The organism is Desulfobaccales bacterium, assembly GCA_041648175.1.
Classification (GTDB): domain Bacteria; phylum Desulfobacterota; class Desulfobaccia; order Desulfobaccales; family 0-14-0-80-60-11; genus 0-14-0-80-60-11.
Genome location: JBAZPO010000027.1, coordinates 1 through 26,652, shown reverse-complemented (window position 1 = coordinate 26,652; position 26,652 = coordinate 1). Strand labels below are relative to the sequence as shown.

Annotated in this window: 21 protein-coding genes; 10 read left to right on the top strand and 11 right to left on the bottom strand. The window is 55.6% G+C overall.

Annotated elements, in window-relative coordinates; translation table 11 throughout:
• Positions 1 to 160: 160 nt before the first annotated feature.
• The 3 genes from WC600_17405 to WC600_17395 all read right to left on the bottom strand — a co-directional run bounded on the left by WC600_17405 (position 161) and on the right by WC600_17395 (position 4,873).
• Positions 161 to 2,416, bottom strand: coding sequence for a P-loop NTPase fold protein (locus WC600_17405; protein MFA4904514.1), 2,256 nt, complete (start codon positions 2,414 to 2,416; stop codon positions 161 to 163).
• Positions 2,417 to 2,675: 259 nt separating this feature from the next.
• Positions 2,676 to 4,187, bottom strand: a complete 1,512-nt coding sequence (locus WC600_17400; GenBank protein ID MFA4904513.1) for a carboxypeptidase M32 — start codon at positions 4,185 to 4,187, stop codon at positions 2,676 to 2,678.
• A 44-nt stretch (positions 4,188 to 4,231) separates the two neighbouring features.
• The gene (locus WC600_17395; protein MFA4904512.1) at positions 4,232 to 4,873 is read right to left on the bottom strand and encodes a 50S ribosomal protein L11 methyltransferase; all 642 of its coding nucleotides are present in this window, start codon (positions 4,871 to 4,873) and stop codon (positions 4,232 to 4,234) included.
• Between the two features lie 508 nt (positions 4,874 to 5,381).
• Between WC600_17395 and WC600_17390 the strand changes: the two genes are divergently transcribed.
• From WC600_17390 to WC600_17375, 4 genes are all read left to right on the top strand, one after another.
• Positions 5,382 to 5,861, top strand: a complete 480-nt coding sequence (locus tag WC600_17390) for a GreA/GreB family elongation factor (protein ID MFA4904511.1) — start codon at positions 5,382 to 5,384, stop codon at positions 5,859 to 5,861.
• Entirely contained in the window at positions 5,858 to 6,784 is a 927-nt protein-coding gene (locus WC600_17385) for a cation diffusion facilitator family transporter (GenBank protein ID MFA4904510.1), read from the top strand. The genes WC600_17390 and WC600_17385 overlap by 4 nt, the downstream gene beginning before the upstream one ends.
• 61 nt (positions 6,785 to 6,845) lie before the next feature.
• Positions 6,846 to 9,293: an ATP-binding protein gene (locus WC600_17380; protein MFA4904509.1), complete on the top strand. Its 2,448-nt coding sequence runs from the start codon at positions 6,846 to 6,848 to the stop codon at positions 9,291 to 9,293.
• Between the two features lie 6 nt (positions 9,294 to 9,299).
• Positions 9,300 to 10,073: a carbonic anhydrase gene (locus tag WC600_17375; protein MFA4904508.1), complete on the top strand. Its 774-nt coding sequence runs from the start codon at positions 9,300 to 9,302 to the stop codon at positions 10,071 to 10,073.
• 174 nt (positions 10,074 to 10,247) lie between these two features.
• Here the strand turns inward: WC600_17375 and WC600_17370 are convergent, their stop codons facing one another.
• The 4 genes from WC600_17370 to hisD form a co-directional block, all read right to left on the bottom strand.
• Positions 10,248 to 10,718: a hypothetical protein gene (locus WC600_17370; GenBank protein ID MFA4904507.1), complete on the bottom strand. Its 471-nt coding sequence runs from the start codon at positions 10,716 to 10,718 to the stop codon at positions 10,248 to 10,250.
• A 276-nt stretch (positions 10,719 to 10,994) separates the two neighbouring features.
• A complete protein-coding gene (locus WC600_17365) occupies positions 10,995 to 11,762 on the bottom strand; it encodes a YkgJ family cysteine cluster protein (GenBank protein MFA4904506.1) in 768 nt (255 codons plus the stop codon).
• Positions 11,763 to 11,882: 120 nt separating this feature from the next.
• A complete protein-coding gene (gene folE2 / locus WC600_17360; protein MFA4904505.1) occupies positions 11,883 to 12,710 on the bottom strand; it encodes a GTP cyclohydrolase FolE2 in 828 nt (275 codons plus the stop codon).
• Between the two features lie 109 nt (positions 12,711 to 12,819).
• A complete protein-coding gene (gene hisD, locus WC600_17355; GenBank protein ID MFA4904504.1) occupies positions 12,820 to 14,121 on the bottom strand; it encodes a histidinol dehydrogenase in 1,302 nt (433 codons plus the stop codon).
• Between the two features lie 204 nt (positions 14,122 to 14,325).
• On the opposite strand from hisD, the gene WC600_17350 reads away from it, so the two are divergent.
• Positions 14,326 to 14,988: a hypothetical protein gene (locus WC600_17350; GenBank protein MFA4904503.1), complete on the top strand. Its 663-nt coding sequence runs from the start codon at positions 14,326 to 14,328 to the stop codon at positions 14,986 to 14,988.
• Between the two features lie 177 nt (positions 14,989 to 15,165).
• On the opposite strand, the gene WC600_17345 is transcribed toward WC600_17350, so the two are convergent.
• Both WC600_17345 and WC600_17340 read right to left on the bottom strand, forming a co-directional pair.
• Positions 15,166 to 16,713 carry a hypothetical protein gene (locus tag WC600_17345; GenBank protein MFA4904502.1) on the bottom strand — a complete coding sequence of 516 codons (1,548 nt, stop codon included), beginning with the start codon at positions 16,711 to 16,713 and terminating at the stop codon, positions 15,166 to 15,168.
• Between the two features lie 150 nt (positions 16,714 to 16,863).
• Positions 16,864 to 17,838 carry a class I SAM-dependent methyltransferase gene (locus tag WC600_17340; protein ID MFA4904501.1) on the bottom strand — a complete coding sequence of 325 codons (975 nt, stop codon included), beginning with the start codon at positions 17,836 to 17,838 and terminating at the stop codon, positions 16,864 to 16,866.
• 327 nt (positions 17,839 to 18,165) lie between these two features.
• Between WC600_17340 and WC600_17335 the strand changes: the two genes are divergently transcribed.
• Positions 18,166 to 18,309, top strand: coding sequence for a hypothetical protein (locus WC600_17335; GenBank protein MFA4904500.1), 144 nt, complete (start codon positions 18,166 to 18,168; stop codon positions 18,307 to 18,309).
• 88 nt (positions 18,310 to 18,397) lie between these two features.
• Positions 18,398 to 20,572 (top strand): ribonuclease R, encoded by a 2,175-nt coding sequence (gene rnr, locus WC600_17330; protein ID MFA4904499.1) that lies wholly within the window; start codon positions 18,398 to 18,400, stop codon positions 20,570 to 20,572.
• Positions 20,573 to 20,712: 140 nt separating this feature from the next.
• Here rnr and meaB read toward each other — a convergent pair whose 3' ends face one another.
• Complete coding sequence (gene meaB, locus WC600_17325) at positions 20,713 to 21,699, bottom strand: methylmalonyl Co-A mutase-associated GTPase MeaB (GenBank protein ID MFA4904498.1); 987 nt, start codon at positions 21,697 to 21,699, stop codon at positions 20,713 to 20,715.
• Positions 21,700 to 21,938: 239 nt separating this feature from the next.
• On the opposite strand from meaB, the gene WC600_17320 reads away from it, so the two are divergent.
• Both WC600_17320 and WC600_17315 read left to right on the top strand, forming a co-directional pair.
• Positions 21,939 to 22,955: a DHH family phosphoesterase gene (locus WC600_17320; GenBank protein ID MFA4904497.1), complete on the top strand. Its 1,017-nt coding sequence runs from the start codon at positions 21,939 to 21,941 to the stop codon at positions 22,953 to 22,955.
• A gap of 60 nt (positions 22,956 to 23,015) precedes the next feature.
• On the top strand, positions 23,016 to 23,582 hold the full coding sequence (locus WC600_17315; GenBank protein MFA4904496.1) for a cysteine hydrolase family protein: 567 nt from the start codon (positions 23,016 to 23,018) through the stop codon (positions 23,580 to 23,582).
• A gap of 51 nt (positions 23,583 to 23,633) precedes the next feature.
• Here WC600_17315 and WC600_17310 read toward each other — a convergent pair whose 3' ends face one another.
• Positions 23,634 to 24,356 carry a DUF169 domain-containing protein gene (locus WC600_17310; GenBank protein ID MFA4904495.1) on the bottom strand — a complete coding sequence of 241 codons (723 nt, stop codon included), beginning with the start codon at positions 24,354 to 24,356 and terminating at the stop codon, positions 23,634 to 23,636.
• A 1,341-nt stretch (positions 24,357 to 25,697) separates the two neighbouring features.
• Between WC600_17310 and WC600_17305 the strand changes: the two genes are divergently transcribed.
• The coding region (locus WC600_17305; GenBank protein MFA4904494.1) for a zinc-dependent alcohol dehydrogenase family protein at positions 25,698 to 26,652 on the top strand (955 nt) is incomplete at its 3' end.

Below are 26,652 nucleotides of genomic sequence, written 5' to 3'. Positions count from 1 at the left end.
TCAAGCAGATTATCTCGACTCGGGATGAGTGAGGCGGGGAAGGGTCAGCGGCTACGGTTGGTTGAGGACATCAAACATCGCAGAAAAAGTATCGAGATTCTGAGAGGTTGCGGTAGAACTCCATTACCTGGTTCAGCGCCAACCCCGACCGCCGAGAAAGCTAACGGCCTTTAGGCTTGTAGATTTTCAAGAATTGCCGGAGAGCGACCTTCTGCAGTTCACTCAGCCAGGTGCTTTTCGCCAAGGTGCGGACCCGGTCCAGGAGGCTGGCGGGCTCCAGATAGACCTCCAAGGTCCGATGATTCAGGCGGTAGCGGGAGCCGCCTTCAATCTTAAGCATCGTGTGGCTAAAGTCCTTTTCAAGAAATTTTTCCAGGAGATTTGCCAGGTTGTGGTCATCGTCCACTATTTTATTCAGCCAGTTTTTGGGTTCGGCATCCCCGGCCAACTCTTTCCACAGAGATAAGAGTTCCGGCAGCTTGGGGCAGGTCAGCAAAGACTCTTCTTTGGCTGCGTCCCGCACCTTTGAAAGCGCCAATTCTTCCAGACCGGTTTGATCGGTGTGACGGATCAGAGGGATCACTTTCGAATGCTCATCGTTGGCATACTTATCGCCGAGTTTCCCCAATACCATGACGTTCCTGACGCTGGTAAACACGGCCCGGCCCTGGGCAATAGCTTCCCGCAATATGTCGAAGCGATTTTCCCACGGCAGACGCCGCAGCAGCTGTAAGATTATCTGGGTGAGACGCTGCTCGTTGCCGATGGGCAGTTTACCGGAGCTTTCGTCTCCGAACCGGATAAACTGATCGCCCACGTCAAACAGGCTGAGGAAAATCGAGGGAATAGACTCGACAGCAATCTCTTTATCGGCATAATCCAGCACCCGGTCGAGAAATACTTGGAGCCGGGTAAAACCATCGGGGCGCACCTGGGTCGCCAATTCCAGCAATCGGGCGGAGAAGGCCTCAGGGTTGTCCACTATGGATAAAATCCCCATGATCTCCCCGTGAGAAATGGTCCCCAGAGGCAGGGCCAGATGGAAATAAATGGGGAAGATATCCGGGCTGCAGATACGCAGTTGCTTGCGCCAGGCGGCCTCCAGAGGGCGATCAAATCCCAGATTCTCCCAGACATTTTCTAATTTGGGGAAGAGCCGGGACAGCAGTCCCTTGACCGCTTCCCGATCTGCCTCCGCTATCTGGACGATCCAGGCTTCGTGAAACGCACGTAATTGTTCGATCTTACTGCTCATCAAATCCCGTCCGGTAAATTTTTCCGGATACGTGCGGATCATATGATAGGCTTCGGGAGCAAAGATCCGGAGGGTTTCGACGCCAATAAAATCCACAGGGTTAACTTCTCCCCGGACAGCCGCATACGTGACGCTCAAGGTATTAGTCAGCAAATTGATCTTACGGGGAGTGCGGATAAAATGCTCAACACCATTCATAAAGACACTGCCCCAATAGCTTTGATCAAAAAGTTCTTCCGGCGTCCCCGCCATGATGAGCTCAAGTTTATCCAAGAGGAGCCGGTACAATGAGGCTTGGTCGGGCAAGGGCAGCTCAAAGGGAGACTGGACAATTTTCTCCAGATAATTCTCTCCCGAAATCCCCTGAGACTCTCTTAAGGCTTCAATCACCACCCGCTTGTCGAAGGTAAGGAGATAAACGATGTTGGGGAAATCGGCAATGGATTTGATTAACCCGAAGAGCTGGCGAATTTCCTCCGGGTTCAGGCGGTCGATGTCATCCACGGTTACGAAGATTCGTTTGGGTTGCCTCCGGAGTTCCTCGGCGATCTCCATTTTCAGTTTGACGACATTTTTTATTGTCGGCTTCATGGGGGTAAATTCCACCGCAATGTCGCCGATGGAAATATAAGGAATATGGATGGTCGAGGGCAACTCCGACACCATGCCGGCAAACTCGGCGATTTTTTCCGCCAGACTGTCCGTAACGACATCGCTGGCGGCCAGGGAAGCCTGGAATTGGTCAAAGAAATGTTTGCCCAGCTTTTCATGCCCGGAAAACCACCAGGGATTGAAAGGCACGATTATGGGTTGTTCATCCGGCGTGGCTTGTTGAAAATAATGAAAGAGAAAATTCAACAGGGTGGTCTTGCCCGAGCCCCAGGGCCCATAGATGGCTACGACAAATCCATCGATCGGCACCATCTTGATCAAGGATAAGGCCAGATGTCTGGCAAAGGGAGCATAACCCAGTTGATCGTCTTGGGGGTCGATGAGAGGTTTATCGGGGGAAAGCTTGCAGCTCTGTCCTAAGAGCCCATCTCCATCGGACTTAGGGAGGCTGTGAACCGGGCTTACCGCCGTAAGCGGCGGCTCCTGACCTTCTCCACCATTCAAGCGCTTATAGTGCGAGATTTTCCGGCCCCAACGCTCTCTGTCCACCTTTACACCTCATCCCTGAGAAAAAATGCGGAATCCGATCATCCTGACCGGACCTTTGCCCAAATTATTATTAAGATATTTTTAACCAACGATCTTGCCGGGTCTCGGCGCAGCTGACGGCTTTGACCGGTTACCTTATTCCTCTTAGGTCTAAGAACCTCCGGATGAGATAGGTCTTCATAAACCTTTTCGGCATCTTATTGTTTAACCTTAAATATCAAATTTCTTCCGGGCATCCTGTGAGTCTTCCGGCTGCCTCTCAGGAGAAACCATAGAGGGCCCCGAATTTCCGTTGCAGGTAGCGCACCAGGTAGCGGGGCTGCAGGTCAACGCCGGTCACCTCCCGCACCAGCGGCCGCGCCCATAAGCGGTGGCCCTGGGAATGAATCCGGTCCCTTAACCAGGAGAGCAACGGGATAAAATCGCCCCCGGCGAATTTGTCCTCCAGGGGTCCCAGGTCGGCCTCTGCTTTGGCAAAGAACTGGGCGGCATAGAGGTTCCCCAGAGTGTAGGTGGGGAAATACCCAAAGAGCCCGGCGGACCAGTGGATATCCTGCATGACCCCCTGACTGAAATCGGGCGGGGTCAGCCCCAGGAAGGCCTGCATCTTGTCACTGAAGGCTCCGGGCAGATCATCCACTTCAAGGTCACCATTCATCAAGGCCCGCTCCAGTTCGAAGCGCACGAGAATATGCAGATTGTAAGTCACTTCGTCCGCCTCGGTGCGGATCAGAGACGGCTTGACTTCATTGATGGCAAAATGGAAGACCTCCAGGTCTACTCCCTTAAGGACGGGAAAGGCTGCCTGAGCCCGGGGATAGAAATGGCGCCAGAACCCCAGGGAGCGTCCCACCAGGTTTTCCCACATCCGGGATTGGGATTCGTGGATGCCTAAAGAAACGGTGTCTCCTCGGGGAGTGCCCCAGTGCGAAACCGGCAACCCCTGGTCGTAGAGGGCATGACCGGTTTCGTGCAGGGTGCCGAAAAAGGCCTGGCTGAAAGCGCGCTCATCATAGCGGGTGGTAATGCGAACATCGCCGGGGCCGATGTCCGTGGAAAAAGGGTGGGCGGTGGGGTCCAGGCGGCCACCGGCAAAATCGTACCCGATGGCTTGGGCCGCCAGCCGGGCCAGGCGTTCCTGGGCCTCTACCGGAAAATGCCGGCGCACCACCTCGCCCTGGGGCCGCCGGCTACTCCCCTGGATGGCTGCAAGGATGCCGATGAGGTCCTCCCGGAGCTGCGCCAACACCGGGGCAATTGCCGTTGCGGTCTCGCCCGGCTCAAAACTATCCAGATGAGCGTCATAGGGTTCGGTGGCATAGCCCAGGGCCTGGGCCTCCTGGCGCTTCAAATCGACAATTCTGGCCAAAAACGGCTTGAAGGTCCCCCAATCGTTGCCGGGTTTAGTCTGCTCCCAGGCTGTTTCCCCTTCCGCACTAGCCTTGGCCAGGGCCACAGCCAGCTCCTGGGGGATTTTGGTGGCCCGGTCATAATCCCGCCGCCATTCCCGGACATTGACCGCGGCCACCGAATTCGGGTCCCGTACTAATTCGGTGCCCTCCACCCTCACAAGTTTTTCGCCCACCTGGGGGTCCGTGGCCCGGGCATGAATCCACTTGGCCAGCATGGCAAACTGATTATGGCGGTGGGCATGACCGTTGGGCGGGATATAGGTGCGCTGGTCCCAGCCCAACACCTGGCCCATGGATATGTAGTAAGCGGTCTCCAGGCTGTGCTGCACCAGCCACTGGTAAGCTGCTTCGGGGGTCATGATCTTGCTCCTATTCCTGTCTTGAAAAGTTCAGAGTTCAAGGTTTAAAGTTCAAGGTTGAGTGGCGGGCGGGGACGCCTCAGGCGCCAGGCCACCCAAGTGTAGCTCTTTTCCGGCGGCAGTTCGATGACCCATTCATCCCGGACGCGGCGCTGTTCCAAAACCCAACCCCGCCGTTGATAACCGGCCAAGAGGTCGTCTTCCTGGGTGTCCTTGAACCCCGACAGGATCAGGTGGGCGTTGATTGCTGCCAGGCGCGTGAATTCTGCCACTTTGTCCATCTGCACCGCCCAGCGCAGGTTCCCCACCAGCAGATCAAAAGGGCCTCGGAGAGCTTCCGTGGAGCCCCGGACTACCCTGACGCGGGCCGCTAGATTATTGGCCCGGGCGTTGTCCCGGGTGGTGGCCGCCGCGGTCCCGGAGAGATCGACGCCCACCCCGAGCCCGGCACCTGCGGCGACTCCGGCCAGGAGCAGCACCCCGGAGCCGCAGCCCACGTCCAGGAACCGGGGACTTGGGGCCGCGGCCAGAGTTTCCGTGAGGAGTTCCAGGCACAGGCGCGTGGTGGGATGGCTCGGGGGAAAGACTGAGCCCGCCTTCAGGATCAACACCCGCTCCCCGGCTCGGGGCCGGTGCAGCCGCCAGCGGGATCGCACTACCAGGTTAGGCACTAGCCGGTAGAACATGGTAAGGCAGCAATATGCAGTGAGTAGTTAAACATGAACCTCCGGCTTATCTGTAAAAACAAAAGGTCTAGCGGGGCAGGCCTCCGTGCCTGCCATCCTTGGTAGCACAGGCTTTCCAGCCTGTGCTCGGCCTCATGGCGCCTAGGATGTGTTGCCCTGAGCTGAAAGCCGATGCCATCAGACCAAAAAACGTAGGGTAGCCATTGCCCACCATCCCCCGATCAATCGCGGCCAGGAGTGGCGCCCCCTTAACGAGGATCATAGACGGTTCCGGCCATCGCTGTCAAGGCGCGGTTTAAAAGGAAAATTCGCTTAAGCAACCATTGCCACAAGTGTTGACCCTTCCTATCTTTTTAGATAAGAATAGGGGGCAGTTAATGAACCGATCGCCAGTACATGGTTGCAAGCCCTGTATGGCTGCTTACTTATACTAATCGCCAAAAGTTACCCTCTCCCACAAGGGGAGAGGAGAATTAGAGGAAAAAACTTTTGGCAAGCGCTATATATTATGGAAAAAATGCTCTTGACCCGGGCCGGGTATGAGAAGATCATGCGGGAGCTGGAATTCTTGAGCCGGGTGGAGCGCCCCCAGGTGGTCCAGGAGATCCTGGAGGCCGCCCAGGAAGGCGGGATCGAGAAAAACCCCGACTTTAAGTCCGCCCTGGCCCATCGCCACCGGGTGGAACGCCGTATCAAGCAGTTGCAGCAGACCATGGCCCACGCCGAGGTGCTGGTGGGGAGCAATCTGTCGCCTCATAAGGTCAGATTCAACGCCCGGGTCAAGATTGTCAACCTGACCACCGGGCAGGAGCGGGAGTTCAAGATCGTGGGCCCGCTGGAAGCCGATGCCGCCGCAGGCTACCTTTCCCTGGCCTCGCCTTTGGGCAAGGCCCTCATGGGCCGGGCCGTGGGTGACCGGTTGCAAGTCCAGACTCCTCGGGGCGTCCGGTCATTTAAGATCCTGGAAATCCACATGGAAAAAGTATGAACGACTCCTGCGCCCACAACCACCATAACCACTTTGCCAGCAGCCGCCGCCGCCTCTGGCTGGCCTTCTGGACCCAACTGGCCTTTTTGGTGGTGGAGGTGGTGGGTGGCATCGTCGCCAACAGTTTGGCCTTGCTGGCCGACGCCGGGCACATGTTGAGCGACGTGGGCGCCCTGGGGTTGAGCCTCATAGCCCTGGCCTGGACCGCCCGGCCTCCCACGGACCGGAAGACCTACGGCTATCACCGCCTGGAAATCCTGGTGGCCCTGGTCAACGGCCTGGTGCTCTGGGCCATAGCCGCCTTCATTTTTTACGAGGCCGCGTGGCGGATTTTCCAGCCACCGACAGTGAGCAGCCGGCCCCTGATCATCATCGCCACCCTCGGCCTGCTGGTGAACCTCCTGGGCATGTATGTGCTCATGCCCTCCCGGGGACACAACCTGAACCTGCGCTCGGCCTTCCTGCACCTGCTAGGCGACTCCCTGGGGTCGGTGGCCGCCATTGCCGCGGGGGTGGCCATCTGGTGGCGGGGCTGGTATTGGCTCGACCCTTTGGCCGGAGCCATCGTGGGGGTTCTGATCATTATCAGCAGTTGGCAGCTCGTCTGGGAGGCGGCGGAAATTCTCATGGAGGCCACCCCCCGGCATATTCCTCTAGACGAGGTGCAGCAGTCCCTGGAGACTCACCCCCAGGTGCTGCAGGTGCACGACCTCCACATCTGGACCATCGCTTCAGGGATCTATGCCTTGAGCGTCCACGTGACCATAGACAACCATCTGAACCGGGATTGCCTCACCGGGGAACTGGAAGACCTGCTGCGGGACCGCTTCGGCCTGGACCATAACACCATTCAGATTGAAGGCCCCGATTTCCATAACCCCCAAGTCTGTCCTTTACATCGCCTGGAAGGGGGCACAAAATAATGCGATCGATTCATACCTTGCTCGGTCCAACTGCCCAAATGAACTCTCTTGAGGAGGAGCCATGTCGCCTAACCGCTGGGAACTGAAGCCCGAGAGCTTGCGCGCTGTTTGTGACCCGGATTCTTTGGGGTTCGAAACCACCCTGGACGTCCCTGCCCCGAAGGAAAAGGTTGTGGCCCAGGACCGGGCCGTTCATGCCCTGGAATTCGGCCTGGGGGTTAAGGACCTGGAATACAATATTTTCGTGGCCGGGCCGCCGCGCGCCGGCAAGACCGAAGCCATCATGGCCTATGTCCAGGAACTGGCCGCCAAAGAACCCACCCCACCGGATTATATCTATGTCCACAACTTCAAAGACCCGGAGCAGCCCCAGAGCTTGAGCCTGCCTAACGGCAAAGGGCGGCTCCTGAAGGCGGACATGGAAGAGCTTATTTCCAATCTGCGGGTCCAAGTCCCTGAGGTGTTCGAGAGCGAAGACTACTCCAGCCGGCGGGAAGCCCTCATGGCCAGCTTTACCCAGGAACGCAACAAGATCCTCCAGGAGTTGGACGCCAAAGCGGGGGAACAGGGCTTTATTCTTAACATCTCCCCCACAGGCCTGATGATCTTCCCCGGTAAAGAGGGCAAGCCCTTGAGTGAGGAAGAACTCAAGGCCTTGAGTGACGAAGAGCGTGAGGCGTTGCGCCAGAAGTCCACCCAGCTTCACATCGAAATGAACGAGGCCATCCGCAAGATCCGGAAGATGGAAAAGGAGTTCCAGGAAAAGGAGAAGAAGCTGGACCAGGATGTGGCCCTCTATGTGGTGGGCCATCACATCGAAGAGTTGCGGGAGAAATACCAGGACCTGCCCCAGGTAGCCGATTACCTCAAGGATGTGCAGGAAGATATCCTGAAAAATATCGAAGACTTGAAGCGCAGGCCCGGCGCCCAGGGACCCTTTCCCTTCCCGACTCCGGAGCCCTCTTTCGTGCAATATCAGATAAATGTCTTCGTTGATCACTCCGAGACCAAGGGCGCACCGGTACTCATGGAGAACAATCCCACCTATCCCAACCTTTTCGGGGCGGTGGAGCGCCGGGCCCAATTCGGCGCCCTGGTGACGGATTTCAGCCTGATCCGGGCCGGAGCCTTGCAGAAAGCCAACGGTGGTTATCTTGTCCTGGAGGCCATGGACCTGCTGCGTTGGTTCTTTTCCTATGAAGCCTTGAAGCGCTGCCTGAAAAACGGTGAAGTCAAGATCGAGGACCCCATGGAGATGTACGGGCTGATCACCACCCGCAGCCTCCAGCCCCAGCCCATCTCTTTAAACATCAAGATCATCCTGGTGGGCGACCCGTATGTCTACCAGATCCTCTATATCTACGACGAGGATTTTCACAAGTTCTTCAAAATCAAGGCGCACTTCGATTCGCGCATGAAGAAGACCGACGACCACATCCTGAAATTCTGCGGGATGCTGGCCGCCTTTTGTAAAGACCAGAAACTCATGCCGCTTCATAAGACCGGCATGGCCCGGTTGGTTGAACATGCCCAGGAGCTGGCCGGGCATCAGCAGAAGCTCACCCTGCAGCTCAAAGAGGTCCAGGATGTCCTAAAGGAGGCCAACTATTGGGCCCGGACCAACACCCACGACGTGGTCTTCGGCTCCGATGTTGACAAGGCCATCGCCGAGCAGATTTATCGGGCCGACCTGCCGGAAGAAAAATTGCAGGAATTCATCGATGAGGGGATGCTCTTCATCGAGACCGGGGGTCAGGTGGTGGGCCAGATGAACGGCCTGTCCGTATATATGACGGGCGACCACGGCTTCGGGCGGCCGTCCCGCATCACCGCCACCACCAGCCTGGGCAAAGAAGGGGTGCTGACCATCGACCGGGAATCCCAACTCTCCGGCAATATCCACAACAAAGGCGTCCTCATTCTGGCAGGCTTTCTGAAGAGCCGTTTTGCCCAGAACAAGCCCCTGACCCTGTCGGCCAGCCTCTGCTTCGAACAGAGCTACGGCATGGTGGAAGGCGACAGCGCCTCCCTGGCGGAACTCTGCACCCTGATGTCCGCCCTGGCCGAAATTCCTCTGGCCCAAAACATCGCCATGACCGGTTCCATGAGCCAGCGCGGCGAGGCCCAGCCCATCGGCGGGGTCAACTGGAAAGTCGAAGGGTTTTATAAGGTCTGCAAAGCCCGGGGCCTGGACGGCAGCCAGGGGGTGATTATCCCCAAATCCAATGTCCAGGATCTGATGCTAAAAAAAGAAGTGGTGGACGCGGTTAAGGAAGGCAAGTTTCACGTCTGGGCCGTGGGCTCGGCGGATGAGGCCCTGGAACTTCTCACCGGCCTGCCCGCGGGAACGCGCCAACCCGACGGCACCTTCGAGCCCGATACGGTGAATGGCAAAGTGGATCAAAAGCTCAAAGAAATGATGGAACTAGCCAAGGAGTTGATGAGGGGGGAGGAAGGCCCAGCCAAGGGCGCCTCGCCCGCGGCCCCGGCTCCGTCCTGCGGCAAGTGAGGCGTTATGAAGAAAACTGCTCTGCTTTTATGTCTTGTGCTCTCCCTGGCAGTTCTGGCAGGTCCCGTCGCGGCATCCAGCGCCGGCCCGGGGATTTCAACGGATGAGGCCGCCAGGATTCTCAAAGAAGGCAATGGGCGTTACGTTGACGGCAAACCCCGGCACCCCCACCAGGACCGGGAGCGCCGCGCCTTGACTGCCGGCCAGGGGCAGCATCCGCTGGCCACGGTCCTTACCTGCTCCGATTCCCGGGTCCCGCCGGAAATCATCTTCGATCAGGGCATCGGCGATATCTTCGTGGTCCGGGTGGCGGGCAATGTCGCGGCCACCGATGAGATCGGCTCCATCGAATACGCCGTGGACCATCTGGCCACACCCTTGGTAATGGTGCTGGGGCATACCCAGTGCGGTGCGGTCACTGCGGTAGTAGATGATGACAAACTGCCCCCCAATATCGCAGCCCTGGTAGAGCCCATTCGACCCGCGGTGGCCAAAGCCCGGGAGGACCACCCCGAGGCCGCCAAGGACGTGCTCCTCAACGCCGCCATCAAAGACAATGTCTGGCAGGCCATCACCGATATGTTGGGGGCCAGTCCCATTATCCGGGACAAGGTCAAGGGCGGCCAGGTCAGGGTGGTGGGGGCCATCTACGAGATCGACTCCGGCCAGGTCCTGTGGCTGGGGCCGCATCCGGAACAGGATAAACTGCTAGGGGCCAAAAAGGGCGCAGCCGGCAAGACCGGCAGAAAAGGGAAAAAAGCCAAAAGATCCGAAGAATAAGGCCTGATCGCCAGGCCCCCTCAGACAACGGGCGGGAAATCCGGAGAAAATCTCTCCGGTCCCGCCCGTTGTCTTTGTGGTGGCCGATGAGCCAGTGGGGCAGGCCTCTGTGCCCGCCACCTTTTATTAGGAGAGAATCTGGGCAAGCAGAGGCCTGCCCCCCACAAGAGCTCTCTACTTCTTGATATCCCCTTTGGGCGATTCCAGTTCAACCTCCGGCCGCTCGCAGGCCGATTCGGCGCTGTCACACCAGGCCGGCAGGGGCTCGCCGGTGCCGGAAACCGGCCGTTCGAACTGGTCCACCACCGTCCAGCCCTTTTTCTGCCAGGCCGACAGGGGCGGTGGCTCAATACCCCCGAATTTAAATGTGGCGCCCCGGGTGTCCAACATCTTCACCTCCACCTGGGTGACGTCCTTCTTGACTTTATAGCCCCACTCAAAATTGTTGCTCGTGTTGGGGGTGGTCTTCTTACCGACATACATGACGGTATTGCCATCGTGTTTGACCCGGGAGTAGGTCATGCAACAATCGCCTATTCCCGATCCGCCAGGACCGCTGAGCCCGCCGCAGCCGCAGTTGGCCGCGAGCAAATCCATGCCGTCCACTTTATAGCCACCTTTCACTTTCTCAATCAAACCTGCCATGATACGACCTCCTCTATCGCGTGAGCATTTAAGACTCGATGAATTATGTAAGTTTTTAAATAAGCATTGCTCCTCTAAAATCAATGAGTTGAATATAATTAATTATCACATAATTTATGATTTATTTAAAACTATATAGATTTATTGGAAAATGCCGGAATTTAGGGAGAGGTAATGGCTCAGGACTTGGGACTGATATCCGTCTGAGGGCGGGACCGGCTAGACCGCGTCTATATTGCGCCTAGCCATTTTCTTCTCAAGGGGACAGAGGAGGATTTAGCCGCGCTTAATATCCCTGAACAGGACTGACTGAAGATAACGGTAACTGAAATCGAGCAAGGCCGTATCGCTCGCACCTGTATTAAGAGATTCCCATACCGTTGCATCCACATCGCTTGCTTGACGAAAAGCCGGCTCACTAAGCAATTGGCGAACTTTGTCGAGGTCATAGGCCATGGTGGCAAAAAGCTCCTGCACCCGGGCGTCCACCGGTCCCCGCAGGCCTTGTTTCAGCATGAGTTCAAGCCAAATGCGGCGGCCCTGATCATACTCTTTAAATCCCTGGTTGGCCTGCCATGCTTCCACCGTCCATTCGACGTCCGTATCGAACCCCTGACAATAATCCAGCTTCCGGCAAAAATAATAGTCCACCACGCCCTGTTCCGTGATCTGGCTGCCCATGGTGATGGGAAAGAGGCGGCAGGCCGTCGGGCGATGGCTATAAACCCGGCAACCCGTGTCCTCCAGGAAAGGACAACCCTCGCCGGCCGGCCTGAACGGGTCCAGAAAGACCAGGGGCAGGTTCGACATATCCTCGGTTTCCCGCCGGGTAAAACGCTCAAGAAATTCGCCGGAAGTGATACCCAGAAACTCCCTTAGGCGTAAGATATCATAAGGACTCAGGATAATGGTGGGGGTGCGGCAACACCGGTTGAAGCAGGCCAGTCCGTCATGGCAGTGGAAGGTGAACCGGCTTTGTAAAGATAGGCCGGCTTGGTCGATCTCTCTATAGACCGAGACCAGATCAGGTCTATCTTGTCCCATAACTGACTACCTCCGGGGCCAGAAATTTTCCTTATAGTTCCCCCCTTTGCCAAAGGGGGGTTAGGGGGGATTTTGGTTTTAGAGCATCTCCAGAATTCGCTAGAAGCAGCTGGGGCCGGATCAAGCCTCAGGTGGTTGGGACTCGATGTAGGCGTAGGCGGAATGGTTGTGGATGGATTCAAAGTTTTCCGACTCCACCGCGTACCAGGAGAAGTTGTCATCATGGCTCAGGTGATGCGCGATCTCCCGGACCACATCCTCGACAAACATGGGATTGCTGTAGGCTTTTTCGGTGACAAATTTCTCGTCCTGGCGTTTCAACAGCGCATAGACCTCGCAGGAGGCCGATTCCTCCACCAGTCGAATCAGGTCTTCAATCCAGAAGAACTTCTTATAGCGCACCTGGACCCGCACCTCGCCCCGCTGATTATGCGCCCCCGCCTGGCTGATCTCCTTGGAGCAGGGACAAAGCGTAGTAATGGGCACGGTGATGCCCACCACCAGGTCCAGGACGCCGTCCTCATCCAAAGAACCCTTGAAGTTGCAGATATATTCCATCAACCCCCTGGCCTTGGTGACCGGCGCCTCCTTGTCGATGAAATAGGGAAAACTCATCTCGATGTGGGCCGATTGGGCGTGGAGGCGCCGCCGGGTCTCCTCCAGGATGGGGCCGATCTTCTTGAGGCTGACGTCCCGGCGGTGTTCGCTCAAGATCTCGATGAACCGGCTCATGTGGGTGCCCTTGTGCCGGTGGGGCAGGTTGACGTACATGTTGATGCGGGCCACCGTGTTCTGGGTGCCGTTGAACTTGTCCAGCACCATGATGGGGTATGAGATGTTCTTGACCCCCACCTTGTCGATGTCGATGGTGTGGGGGCTGACATGATTCTGGACGTCGGCGATTTCGGCTAAGGGCAGGATGACTGTGGGGACTTTAGGCGTCGGCATGGCTTATGGTCCTGATCTGGGCATAATTTCAGGGGATCACTTCTCCCCGCATTCCGAAGCGGGTGGCATCGGGATCAGCAAGGCGTTTTCCAGCACCTTTATTGAACGGCTACGCATTACGAAACCTTTCGGCTACGGCCCGGGCGTGCAGAAAAAGCCCCTCGTGCTCGGCTAAAGTAATGACCGTATCTTTGAGTCCCTCCAGCGCCTCCCGGGTGAAGTGCTGAAAGGTGGGTTTCTTGATAAAGTCGTCCACACTCAAACCGGAGAACATCCGGGCGCAACCCCCCGTGGGCAGCACGTGATTCGTCCCAGAGGCGTAGTCGCCCACCGGCACCGGGGCATACGGCCCCAGGAAGATAGAGCCGGCGTGTTGAATGCGGGGCAACAGGACAAAGGGGTCCCGGGTGACGACCTGAAGATGTTCCGGGGCATAGAGGTTGGCAAACTCCAACGCCGCCTCCAGGGAGGGAGCCACCAGCACCGCGGAGTACTTGGACAGGGCAGCCTCGATGATCTCCCGACGGGGCAGGTGGGGCAATTCCTGCGTAATGATCTCCACAACTTGACTGGCGAGACGTTCAGAGGTCGTCACCAACACCGCTGCGGCCTCAGGGTCGTGCTCCACCTGGGAGAGGAAATCCAGCGCCACAAACCGCGCCTCAGCGGTTTCATCCGCCAGAATCAGGGCTTCGCTGGGGCCAGCGGGGGAATCGATGTCCACCTGTCCGAAGACCAAGAGCTTGGCCGCGGTGACGTACTTATTACCCGGTCCCACGATCTTGTCCACCCGGGGAACCAGTTCAGTCCCGTAAGCCAAAGAGCCGATGGCCCAGGGGCCGCCGATCTTAAAGAGGCGGCTTGCCCCCGCCAGGTGCGCGGCCACCAGGGTGGCGGGGTTCACCGCCATCTCCGGGCCGGGCGGGGTGGCGGCCACGATTTCGGCCACGCCTGCCACTTTAGCGGGAATAATGTTCATCAAGGCACTCGATGGGTACGAGGCCAGGCCTCCGGGGATATAACAGCCCACCCGGGCCAGAGGCCGGGTCAGCCTTCCTGCCAGGATGCCGGGCTTGACCTCCAGGGCCCACATCTCCCGTTCTTTCTGGGCCTGATGAAATTTTTCAATATTGGCGGCCGCGGTCTTGAGCGCCGTCAGGACTTTAGGATCCAGGCTCCGATACGCGGCTTCGATTTCCTTAGGCGTGGCCTCTAAGTCAGCGGAAGAGATGCCGGCCTTAAACTGCCCGTGCTGCCGCAAGGATTCGGCGTCGCCGTTTTTGCGCAAGGCCGCGAGAATAGGCGATACGACTTCCAGCACCGCGCTCACATCCACCTGGGAGCGGAACAGGATGGCTTGCCGCCGCGCCGGAGCAAGATCGGTGAGTGATTCTACCTGCAAATCTGCCACTCGCAGATTCCGCCTTTTCCACAAAATTGGTTTATGCCACAAAAAAGTATATAAGATTGTGCAGCGAAGCACAAATCTAAAAGCATCTCCGCGGCTCCGCGCCGGTAGGGCGGGCGTCCCCGCCCGCCTCTGTGCGGTCCCTAGTGCCCGGACCCAAATCAGGATCACTTTTACAGGGAAAGAACCCAAACCGGAAAAACCCCGATGTTCATAAGCAAAAAAGCAACCGCCGATATCTTGTTCCTTGCCCAAATCGGCCTGGCCCTGGTTTTCGGTGGCAGTGAATTCCTGCGCCTGCTCAAAACCTCCCAGGGCATTCCCAGCTTCTGGCTCGCCAGCTGGCTGGCATTCCTGCTGATCAACCTGGCCTTGACCATCCGGGCCCACGTCAGCCGCCCCAGCCGGGTGACCCTCCAGGCCGTCACCTGTTATGCCCTTTGGACGGTGATCATCGCCTCGGACCTGGCCATACTGTTGATAAAGGGCACGGACATTTGGGGAGCTGCCGATACCCTCACCGCCCTTATTGTGGGGGCCGGTCTCATTGCCACCGTCCTCTGGGGGCGCCGCCGGGGCCGCGGCCTTAGCGACCCTATAGTACACGGTTACTCCGGGATTATATTTATCGGCATACCCCAAATCACCTTAGCCTACACTATCTTACAGGAGGGCGGCCAGGGCTTGGCTGGCCCGGCCTTGCTCGCCAGCAATTTTTCCATCCTTATCCGGCTGGCTCTCTTAGGCTTTGCCATCGCCGAGGCCGGCTGGGATCGGAACCGCAAAGGGGCGGCCATGAGCGAGTTCGCCAACGAAATAAGCTGGCTGCTGGTTACCCTGGCTTGGCTGGTCCGTTACTCGGGCGACTGATAAGACGAGCCCATGGAGTGACGTTATGAGCCGCATAAAAACCTTTCATGGTGTTGATCACCATGCATTAGGATCACTGATTTAGAGTATCCGCTAAGGCTTGAAGGACGATGTCATTTACGGAATCGTGAGATGAGTTTCAAAGAAGGTGTCAGGAAGGATTAAACCCTCAATTAATTATTTGGATTTACCATTAAATTCATTTAAATAATTTTTGGTCGTATATATTGCACCATCTCCTCCTTGATAGAGCTTCACCAAATTTAATTTGCTTATTAGGTCATCTTTAGATACTAGATAACCCCTCCAATCAATGTTATTAAACCAAACAAGAATAGCTCCTTTGCTATCAAATTGATTTGCAATTGACTCAAGTTGCGAATCTTTATTTACATTAATTTCGTTTTTATCATCAATCAATTCTTCAGGGGTACTGAATGCTATTTTTCCAGTCAAAAAATATATCGCATCATATCCATTGGAATATATCAAGATGTGCTCAGGCAACATCTTAACTTTATTAATAATATCGGATTTTTTCCACTGAGATCCCGAAAATACTAATTCTCTTCCATAAATTCTATTTACATCAAATCTAAATATTTGCACTAATATTAAAATACTACAAATCGCTATGAGCTTCTTGTTGTCTACGCATTTACTTAAACAATATATTGTTAAGAAAATTGTCGATATGATAATAGGTGAAAGTATTCGATATCCTATATAGATAGCGCTGTCAAAAAAGAATAGAGAAAATATTACAAATAATAAATAAATTAAAGTAAACAAAATCATTACAATTGGCATTGTTCTAAATTTATAAAAACTTTTTTCGTTAAGTTTGTCATATTTGGTTAACAATAAATAAATGAATATACTTAATAATATTAATGTCAACATAAATGATAAATGAATTAATAATGTTAATGAAGTAATATTGGCTAATATATTATTTAAAGCGTGTGGAATACTGCTTATTGAAATATCACGATACCCAAAAGACCGATTGAAAGGATTACCGGTCAAATAGATATTTCTTATTAACCATAGAGATAATGGTGTTGCGCTTATAATAACAAATATTAGGCAATCATAAATTTTATCTTTTAGATTCTTCTTGGTCAAAATTGCTATTGCTACGATTGCCGTTATTATTAAAGAGAGCCCCACATACCTTGCGAGCAATGCACACGATATTAATAAAGATGAGATGATCAAATAAGAATTAGACTCATAATCAATATAAAGAGTTAATGTATAAAAACCGCTGAGGGCAAAGAATATAAATATTGGATCGGTCATTGCACAAAGATGAATTCTAACTATATCGTACGAGACTATGAGGAAAAGCGAACCCAAAAATGATGCCCAAACGTTGCCTTCAGTTGATTTATAAAGTATCAGTCCGAATAATATAATGTTTAATCCGAAAATAATGATATTTAAAGCTTTGCAAAAAGTTAAAGCATCCAACCCCATAAATTGACCAAACGCTATTAACGCAGGATAAAACGGAGGATAATGGGTCATGGTTATTAAATCGCCTTCGGCTGATAGCGTGCATAACCCTTTACCATTGAATAAATTATTAGCGCTACAAATATAGGTCAATGAATCAGGGGATATTCCAATTCCCTGTCTGGTAATATAAAATATTAAAAATGTTCCTATCAATACCAGCAGGCCTGTCAATATTACATGTAAGGGAGACCTTACGGGCATGTCAAAATCTCCGATGGCATTCTTACGATGCAAATCTGCGTTACTTTAATTTTTGGCCCAAAAGTTCCACAAAAAACCGCAGAATCCTCTATAGATAACAAACATATTGATTTATGGTTTGACGTATTCATTATATAGTTCCATATTATTTTAATAAGATATTTTCTCTGCTACAAAAGTTAGGCTTCCCGTTGTTGCCAATAGACGGTATTTTTCCTGGGAGGTTTCAGTTTTAGCGATTTTTGAGCCTGCTTTCCACCATAATTTATGGAGAATCTGGATAGGGGCAACTAACAAGTTGGAAAGACTTTTGGGGAGTTTCGGGAAGAGGATCATTTCGGCAAGTGCCCTTAAAACCGGCCAGTCCCCCTCGGGACCGATAGCTTTTATCTTAAAGTCGGCATTTTGCAGTAAATAATTAAGGCCATAATAGCTATGATGAAAATAACTTAAATCATGGAACGGTTCTAAAAATGCAACAGTGCCTAAGAGCGTTGCTCCTGGTTTCAAAACGCGGTGAGCTTCCCTTATCGCAATAAAAGGGTTTCTGAGGTGCTCCAAAGTTGCTATTGCAAGAACGAAGTCAAAAGAATTATCAGCAAATGGCAGAGCGTGAGCGTCGCCGAGTATATGGGCTTGCTGTTCTCGTATATCAACTCCGACATATTCAAAGCCTGCGTGTTCACAGACCTCTCGGTGAATGCCTTCACCACAACCAAGATTCAACATTAAGTCACCTCTGGTTTTTGCTTTCGGAAAGTGACTAAGTTGGGCAATATTTAACCTGGCAGGAATTCTTACCCCCTTAAAATCTACCTCTGGACGCATATTAGGTGAAAATGGAATTAGCCAATAATTCTCACTGATATGGAGATCATATGTAGTATCGTAAGAGTTGTTAATTTCTATATTAAAGTTATATGATTTATTCTTCTTTAGGCGAAGATCAGGCTGTCCATCTTTGGAAATTTCATAATTCTCCCCGCATTGTTGACATTCACATAACCTACCGTTTTTTTGTATATTACCTAAACAAAATGGGCATCTCAAAATATTCCAAACTTTATCAGAGATTATGTTACTGTTTTTCAGTGTCGATATGTTAATCAAAATATTTTCCTCCAACCTTTTTCTCTTTAGTGGAAAAGGTAGTATGGCCGAACCCTGAACGTTCAAACTAATGAGAAAATAGCGCTATCCCAATCATGCTTTCTTTTATCAACATGGTGAATATAAATCCATAAATTTTTTTATTTTAGGTGGGAGAATTTTATTCTGTCTCTGGCGGTGCTTAGTGACAAAGCGGGCCGAAGATATTATCTTTGACATGAGGCCGGCAGGATACCAGCACATTTTCAATCCGCGGCGGTCTGGCCGTCGCGGCGGTGGGTACCGGCATATCACCATTCTCACCCACCTCGGCCAATTCTGGTTTTCCATCAAGGAGGCCGGGTGGGACGGAATCGCCTCGGTTCCGCCTTAAGCGAACTGGTCAACAAAGCCGGTTGGCTGGTGGCCATCCTGGTCTGGCTGATACGCTTAATGAGTGCCGTAAGTCCGCGCACTATTTTTTTCTCTGTAAAATCAGGAGAATGAGGGATAATGAGGCCAATATGCCGATAATTTTTGCAATCTGGGCACATAATCCCTTATGTGCCTCAAGGCTCAAGTAGCGAGGTTGACCATGACCAAACGAAGACGTCGCAGCAAAGGACCCGGGTCCATAGAAGACCGCATCCTGCGGACTTTCCAGGAAGCCGCCCGGCCGCTGTTGCTGGAGGAACTCCTCCGCCTGCTCAATGCCGGTCAGGACCAGGCCGAGGCCGCAGCCATGTCGGTGGACCAGTTGGTAGCGCGGGGGCAGTTGGTCTCCCTGAAAGGCGGCCGCTTCGGTCTGGCCGAAAAGATGAACCTGGTGGTGGGGGAACTTTCCGTCCACCCGGACGGCTTCGGCTTTGTGGCTCCGGAATCCGGCGGCAAGGACATCTACCTGGTTGCCGCAAACCTGAAAGAAGCCTGGCATGGCGACCAGGTGGTGGTGCGGATCGAGGGCAGCCGAGGCCGACGCCGGGAAGGCCGGGTGATCCGCATCCTCTCCCGCCGGCTCACGGAAGTGTTGGGGCTGTTGTCCCAGGCCGGGGACACCTATTTTGTGGAGCCCGAAGACGAGCACCTGCTCTTCAATCTGGTGATCGACCCGGAGCATCTCAATGGCGCGATGAAGGGCCAGGTGGTGCGGGCCGCGGTGACCCACTATCCCACGGGCCACCTGAATCCCCAAGGAGTGATCACCGAAGTTCTGGGCGATGTGGAAGACGCCGAGGTCCAGACCCGGCTGGTAATTTTGAAGCACGGCCTGGCCGACGAGTTCCCGCCGGAAGTCTTGGCCGAGGCGGACCGGCTCGTTCCCGACCTGTCGGCCAAGGCCCTGAAAGGCCGGGAGGACCTGCGCCACCTGCCTTTTGTGACCATCGACGGCGAAACCGCCCGGGATTTCGACGACGGCGTCTATCTGGAGAAAAAGCCCGGCGGTACTTTCACGCTCTATGTAGCCATCGCCGACGTGAGCTACTATGTCACCCCGGGCTCGTCCCTGGATAAAGAGGCCCAGGAGCGGGGCACCAGCGTCTACTTCCCGCAGCGGGCGGTGCATATGCTGCCGGGCAAGCTGGCCACCAACGTGTGCAGCCTCATCCCTGAGGAAGACCGCCTGGCGGTGACGGTAATCATGCATTTCGACCGCCGCGGCCGCATCAAGGACTTCAACTTTACCAGGAGTGTCATCCGCAACCATTTTCGCCTGACCTACCGCTTGGTTGATGACCTGGTGGTCGCCAAAGACCGGCAACTCCGGAGCCGCTACCGGCCGGTGGTGAAGATGCTCACCCAGATGATGGACCTCTGTGACCGGTTGCGGGAGCGCCGGGGCGAACGGGGCAGCCTCTTGATGAGCATTCCCGAGGCCGAGGTGGTGATGGACGACAAGGGCTGGCCGGTGGACGTGCGCCGGGTGGATCACCTGGTGTCCCACCAGCTCATCGAGGAGTTCATGATCGCCGCCAACGAAGCGGTGGCCACCTTCCTGGGGGAGCCCTCTATCTTTCGGGTGCACGAGAGCCCCGACCCCGCCAAGCTGGCCGCGTTCCGCACGTACTTGAAGAGTCTGGGGTTTGATCTGCCCAAGGAGGTCAACCGCGATCCTCGGGTCCTCCGGGAGTTTCTGGAAAAAGTCCGCCAGACCCCCCTGGCCCCCATGGTACAGTTGATGCTCCTGCGCTCGCTCAAGCAGGCCCGCTACGCCGGGGAAGCCCTGGGGCATTACGGCCTGGCCACCGACTGGTACACCCACTTCACCTCCCCCATCCGGCGCTACCCCGATCTCCTGGTGCACCGGCTGCTCCTGGCCCGGCTGGCGGGGCGCAAACCGCCGTTTTCCGTGGACCTGGAAGACCTGGAAACCCAGTCCGGACATCTCAACCGGCGGGAACGGACGGCCATCGAAGCGGAGCGGGAGATGCTGTCCCGCATGCAGGTGCGCTGCCTGGCCCACCGGGTGGGTGAGGCCTTCACGGGGCGCATCACCGGGGTCAACGCCTTCGGGTTTTTCGTCGCCCTGGAGGAAATCTTTGCCGAAGGCCTGGTGCGCCTGGTGGACCTGCCCAATGACTACTACCGTTATGAAGAATCCCACCAGCGTCTCTTCGGCCGGCGCACTCACCGCATCTTCGCCCTGGGCGACCTGGTCCGGGTCAAAGTTGCCCACGTGGACATCCGCCGCCGCCACGTCAACCTGGTGCTGGAGGAGGAAGAAGGGGAAAAGGCCGAAGAGGGGAAAAAGGGGAGAAAGAAATCAGAATAGCGTGAAGTGCCTCACGGGCCCTTACCACCGGGTGCGGAACGCTGGGCCTGGCCAGGTAAAGTCCCCCTTTGAAAAAGGGGGATTTAGGGGGATTTCCAGATGCTTATCCCCCTCCTTGAGGAACAGCATAAACCTCCCGGTTATAAGACAGCGTTCTTTATCGGCCCCAGGGTCTTAAGGACCAGGGCTTCGCTGGCCGAATACGGGTCGGTCTGTTTCCTCAACATGTCTTCAAGAACCTGGTTCAGGCGGCCATCGGCCTCTAGTTGTTTGACCAGGTGCCGGAAGAGCCCCTCTTTGAGAAGTTCCAAAAACTCCTGGCGGGCCCGGGAAGCGATGGCTGCACGTCGCGCCGCGCCGCCATCTTGGGCCAGGTACTCCTGGTGATCCTTGAGCGCCGCCATCAACTCCTCAATGCCCTCCTGATCCTTGGCCTGGGTCATGAGCACCGGCGGCCGCCAGTCCCTCTCCCGCCGAAACGTCTGCAAATCCAGCATTTGCAGCAATTCTTGGTAGGTGCGGGAGGCCCCCTCCCGATCCGCCTTGTTGATCACCAAAATGTCCGCCACTTCCAGGATGCCGGCTTTGATGGCCTGGATGTCGTCTCCCATGCCCGGCACCGTCACCACCACAGTGGTGTAAGCGGTGGCGGCGATTTCCACTTCATCCTGGCCCACCCCCACGGTCTCCACCAGGACATAATCCTTGCCCATGGCGTCCAGCACGGTGATCACCGCCCGGGCCGACGCCGTCAGCCCGCCAAAATGCCCCCGGGTGGCCAGGGAACGGATAAAGACGCCCTCGTCCAGGGCATGGCGCTGCATGCGGATACGGTCCCCCAAAATGGCGCCGCCGGAAAAGGGGCTGGTGGGGTCCACCGCAACGACGCCCACGGTTTTGCCCTGCTTGCGGAGATGCTGGATGAGGCGGTCGGTCAGAGTGCTCTTACCCACCCCGGGGGAGCCGGTAATCCCGATGATATGCGCCCGGCCGCTATGCCGGTAGATCTCTTTGAGAATCTCCCGGGCCTCTGGCCTGCCGTCATCCAAATCCCGCATGAGGCGCGCCGCGGTGCGCACCTCTCCGGCCAAAATGCCGTCCACCACCTCCCTGGTATGGTTGTCCATTATGCCTCCTCCGGTAAAGGTGGCGACCGGGTCGGCCGCCCCGCCACTGCCCCATTACTTTATAATTTAGTGGCCGGGCCTGGCAAAGAAAAATCGCCGGTTGCGGCGGAATCGGCGACTCAGGTCTCCCCGGCGTCGACATGGCCTGAGAGTTTTCGGCAGGTTCAGCTTTTTCGCTGAAAAAGCCCTTCCAGTTTTCCCGTACACGACTTACAATGATTGAAGGGGCGTGACCATCCATGCGCAGCGCGGTCCAGCGGCTTTACCACTTGTTCAGCCATGAAGATCGGTTGGTGATCCTGATCGATCCCGACCCGGACGCCATTGCCAGCGCCCTGGCCCTCAAACGCCTGTTGTGGCGTCGCCTGACGACTTGCGTCGTGGCCCCCATCCGCCCCATCACCCGCCCCCAGAATCAGCGGATGGTCCAGCTTTTGGGCATATCCCTCACCGCCCTCCAGGACCTGAACCTCGACGACTACAACCGCAAAGCCCTGGTGGACAGCCAACCCTCGCACCATGACCTCTTGGGAATCTGCCGTTACGACGTGATTATCGACCACCATCCCCGGGCCCCGGAAACCAAGGCCAGGTTAGTGGATATCCGCCCGGAATACGGCGCCGCCTCCACCATCCTGACTGAATATCTGCGGGAGGCCCGGATCAAACCATCCTTGAAGTTGGCCACGGCCCTGTACTACGGCATCAAGACCGACACGGCCAATTTTGAGCGGCCCGCCATCGAAGCCGATGTCCGGGCCTTTCACTATCTCTTCGGCTTCACCCGGAGGCCACTGGTGCGGCGCCTGGAGTTTGCCGAGTTCAATATTCCCATGCTGGGCTACTTCCAGCAGGCCCTGAACCGCTTCCGCATTCGCCACACCCGCCTCTACGCCTTCCTGGGTCCGGTGAACACCCCGGATATCCTGGTAATCCTGGCTGATTTCTTTATGCGGGCCGGCGAGATCTCCTGGACCATCGTCGGCGGAATTTTCCAGGACAAGCTGGTAGTCATCTTCAGAAACGACGGCTTGAGAAAAAATGCCGGCCGCCTGGCGGCCCGGGCTTTCGGTAAGCTGGGTTCCGCAGGGGGGCACGCGGCCAGCGCCCGGGCCGAGGTCCCCCTCGAAAATACCCAGATCAATCCCATCGCCCAGTGGCAGGAGTGGCAGGACTTCATCATCCAGCGGGTGGAGCAACACGGCCGCTTGCGACCGCCCGCCAAAGAGGTAGTCCAGGCGCAACCAGCCGTCTGATCTTCCCGGCTATCAGCCAAGTCTCACCCCACCATCTTGAGGAGGAAAGGGATCTCTGCCATGAAACCGGCACTCGTGCTCATTGACTTACAAAACGATTATTTCCCCGGCGGCCGCATGGAATTAGTGGGAATCGAGGCGGCTGCAATCCAGGCCCACAAAGTGCTCCTGGCATTCCGGAAGACCGGTCTGCCCATTTTCCACGTGCAACATGTGGCGTTGGGACCAGACGCGACCTTTTTCCGGCCGGATACGCCAGGCGTGGAAATCCATCAACCGCTGCAACCGCTTCCAAAAGAGCCGGTGGTTCAGAAGCATTTCCCCAACAGCTTTCGCAAGACGGGTCTTCTGGAGGTACTCGGCCGAGCCGGGATTGAGGACCTGGTCATCTGCGGCGCCATGAGCCATATGTGTATTGACTCAACCACCAGGGCGGCCTTCGACTATGGCCTCCGCTGCCAGGTGATCCACGATGCCTGCGCCACTTGCAATCTGGTCTTTGAAGGCTTGGAGGTGCCGGCTGCCCAGGTCCATGCCGCGTTCATGGCGGCCTTGCGGGCCCGGTATGCTCAAGTATTATCCGTGAAGCAATTCCTGGACGCTTTTCCACTTGGACTTAAGGATTAGTCCCCTTATCCCGTTGCCTGAACGGTGGTCGAAACGATGGGTTCGGCTTACTTAACCGCCGGCTCCGGCCTTTTTGAGCATGGAGATGGGCTTGGCCATGTCTAAGATGTGCTGATGGATCGTTCCCAGGGCGACTCCGGGCGCGCCCAGCATGAGGTGACAGGCATCCACAGCCGACTTCAAACGGCACCCTAAGCCCAGGAAGGTAATGTTGCAAATCCCCTGGAGCAGGGGCAGCGCGGTGATATCGGCGCAGCCCCCCAAGGCCCCGCCGGACTGAGGCAGATCCATTCTCCCGCCTTTATCGTAATTCACCGCGTAAAGCAGCCACATGACCTGCTCGCTGTCGGCCGTGAATACCACGACTTGAGGCTGGTTATGAAAGCTTGACAAGGGCGCGATGAAGGCCGCCTTGGTCTGGCCTTTCTCTATATATGTGGAGTGGAGGATGGTGGCGGCAGAGGCTTCTTCAGAACCGTAAAGGCCTACGCCGTATTTCTCCAGGACACCGTCGTCGAGGAAGGCCTCCATATCGGATTCGAACCCCAGCACCGAGGTCCCCAACTTGCAGCCCATCTGCTCTTTGCCTAAGAGCAGGGTGCGGCCTTCCCCGGCCAGCACCAGGGCTTGGCAATAGCTCTTCAGCTTATCCGGGGGAAAAGACACGCCCGCGGGGAGGGGATCGGCTTGCCCGTAAAGGGTGACACCCACCGGTTCATATTTAAGATCCAGGGCAGCCACCAGGTCTTTGGACATGGTCTTGAAATCTCTCATACAAAACCTCGCCTTAAATTATAGCCATGGTTCATAGCCCCTTGTAGCACACTTTGCCAGAGCGGGCAACCGCTCCTGGAAGGTAGACCAACCGGTGGTTTCCCCCAAGTTATAGCGTTTGCCAAAAGTTTTTTCCTCTAATTCTCCTCTCCCCTTGTGGGAGAGGGTAGGGTGAGGGGTTAATAAGAAAAAACTTTTGGCAATGAGTATAATTCTCATCTGAAAATGTTTAAAGACGCACACGCCCTTCAAAATCCCCCTTTGGAAAAGGGGGATTTATACCAAACTGCGATCAAACAGGTAATCTAATTTTTGTAGGGGCGGACCTATGTGTCCGCCCTCAGGTTGGGCGCATACTCGGGTACTCCACTACAGACCGTGAGCTTTTCTTACTTCTATGAGCGCAACTTGGTATTAGGCAGCAGTGTCCGGTTAGGTTTTTGCAAATGAGGAAGTTCGTTGGGCGTAGTCCAACAGCTCAAAAATTCGCTGCGCCCTTCCGGCTCCGAGAAGATTACTTCCCCCTCACCCTAACCCTCTCCCCCATTGGGGAGAGGGGAAAAAGTGGAACCGATTTAATGCCTTATGGTTACTAAAACGGCCACATCTCCTACCCCCTCTCCACCCGCTTCGGGGGGAGAGGGCTGGGGTGAGGGGGGCAGAACAACCTCATGCAATTTTCTAACCAGACACTGCTGGGATTTAGGGGCAATACTGTTCACTTAAGCATTGGCGATTTCTGATCGGCTGTAGGGGCGGGGTTTCCCTGCCCAACCCGTGGCACATTAAGCCAGGGGCGGGGAGACCCCGCCCCTACAAATGTTTAATACCAAACTGCGATCAAACAGGTAATTTAATTTTTGTAGGGGCGGACCTATGTGTCCGCCCTCAGGTTGGGCGCACACTCGGGTACTCCACTACAGACCGTGAGCTTTTCTTACTTCTATGAGCGCAACTTGGTTTAAGTGAACAGCATTGGATTTAGGGGGATTTCAAGGCGTTATATAAATCCCCCCTGCCCCCCTTTTCCAAAGGGGGGTGATTATTTCCTTTCAAGTCATTTCAAAGTGAACCCAAAAATCGGTTTTGAAATGACTTATAGCGTTTGCCAAAAGTTTTTTCCGTAATAGGAGATACTTTAACACCCCAAATCCCCCCTAACCCCCCTTTGGTAAAGGGGGGAATTCCAAAGCCGTTCCCGGATGGAAACTAGTTAGTTGGGATCTGTTTCCCAGTGCATTTTGATCTTGCTGAAGCCCTGAGGAATCCTTATTTTCTGTGCAAGATGAATCAGAGCCGCACAATGGTGTGGCCCCTAATAAGCACGCAGGAGTCAGAAGCATGACCAAGGCGGAAACCATGCGGGCCATGGTGTTAGAGCAGCCGGGTGAACCCCTCAAATGGTTGGAAGTGCCGGTGCCAACGCCTTCCCCCGAACAGGTGCTTATCCGGGTGCATACCTGCGGGGTCTGCCGCACCGACCTCCACGTGGTGGATGGGGAACTGTCCCACCCCAAGTTGCCCCTGATCCTGGGCCATGAAATCGTGGGCACCGTGGTGGAAATTGGCAGTGCGGTTAAGCAGTTTAATTTAGGTGACCGCATCGGTGTGCCCTGGCTGGGGTTTACCTGCGGCGCCTGCCGCTACTGCTTAAAAGGCCTGGAGAACTTGTGCGACAATCCTAAGTTCACCGGCTACACCCTGGACGGAGGCTACGCCGAATACACCGTGGCCGACCAGCGCTACAGTTTTGCCATACCAGAGTCTTATAGCGACGCGGAGGCCGCGCCGCTTTTGTGCGCCGGGCTTATCGGCTACCGCTCCTATCGCATGGCTGCCGCGGCCGGGGAGCACTTAGGGATCTACGGCTTTGGGGCCGCGGCCCACATCACCATCCAGGTGGCGGTGCACCAGGACAAAAAGGTCTATGCCTTCACCCGCCTGGGAGACACCGAGACCCAGGAGTTTGCCCGAAGCCTGGGGGCCGTCTGGGCCGGAAACTCCGAGGAGTTGCCCCCGGTAGAACTGGATGCAGCCATTATCTTTGCTCCTGTAGGCGCGCTTATCCCCGCGGCCCTAAAGGCTTCGGCCAAAGGCGGGGTGGTAGTCAGCGGCGGCATCCACATGAGCGACATCCCGTCCTTTCCCTACGACATCCTCTGGGGAGAGAGAGTCGTTCGGTCCGTGGCTAACCTCACCCGGTCCGATGGCGAGGAGTTTCTCAAGCTCGCCCCCCAAGTGCCGGTCAAAACCGAGGTCCAGACCTTCCCGCTGGAGCAGGCCAACGAGGCCCTGA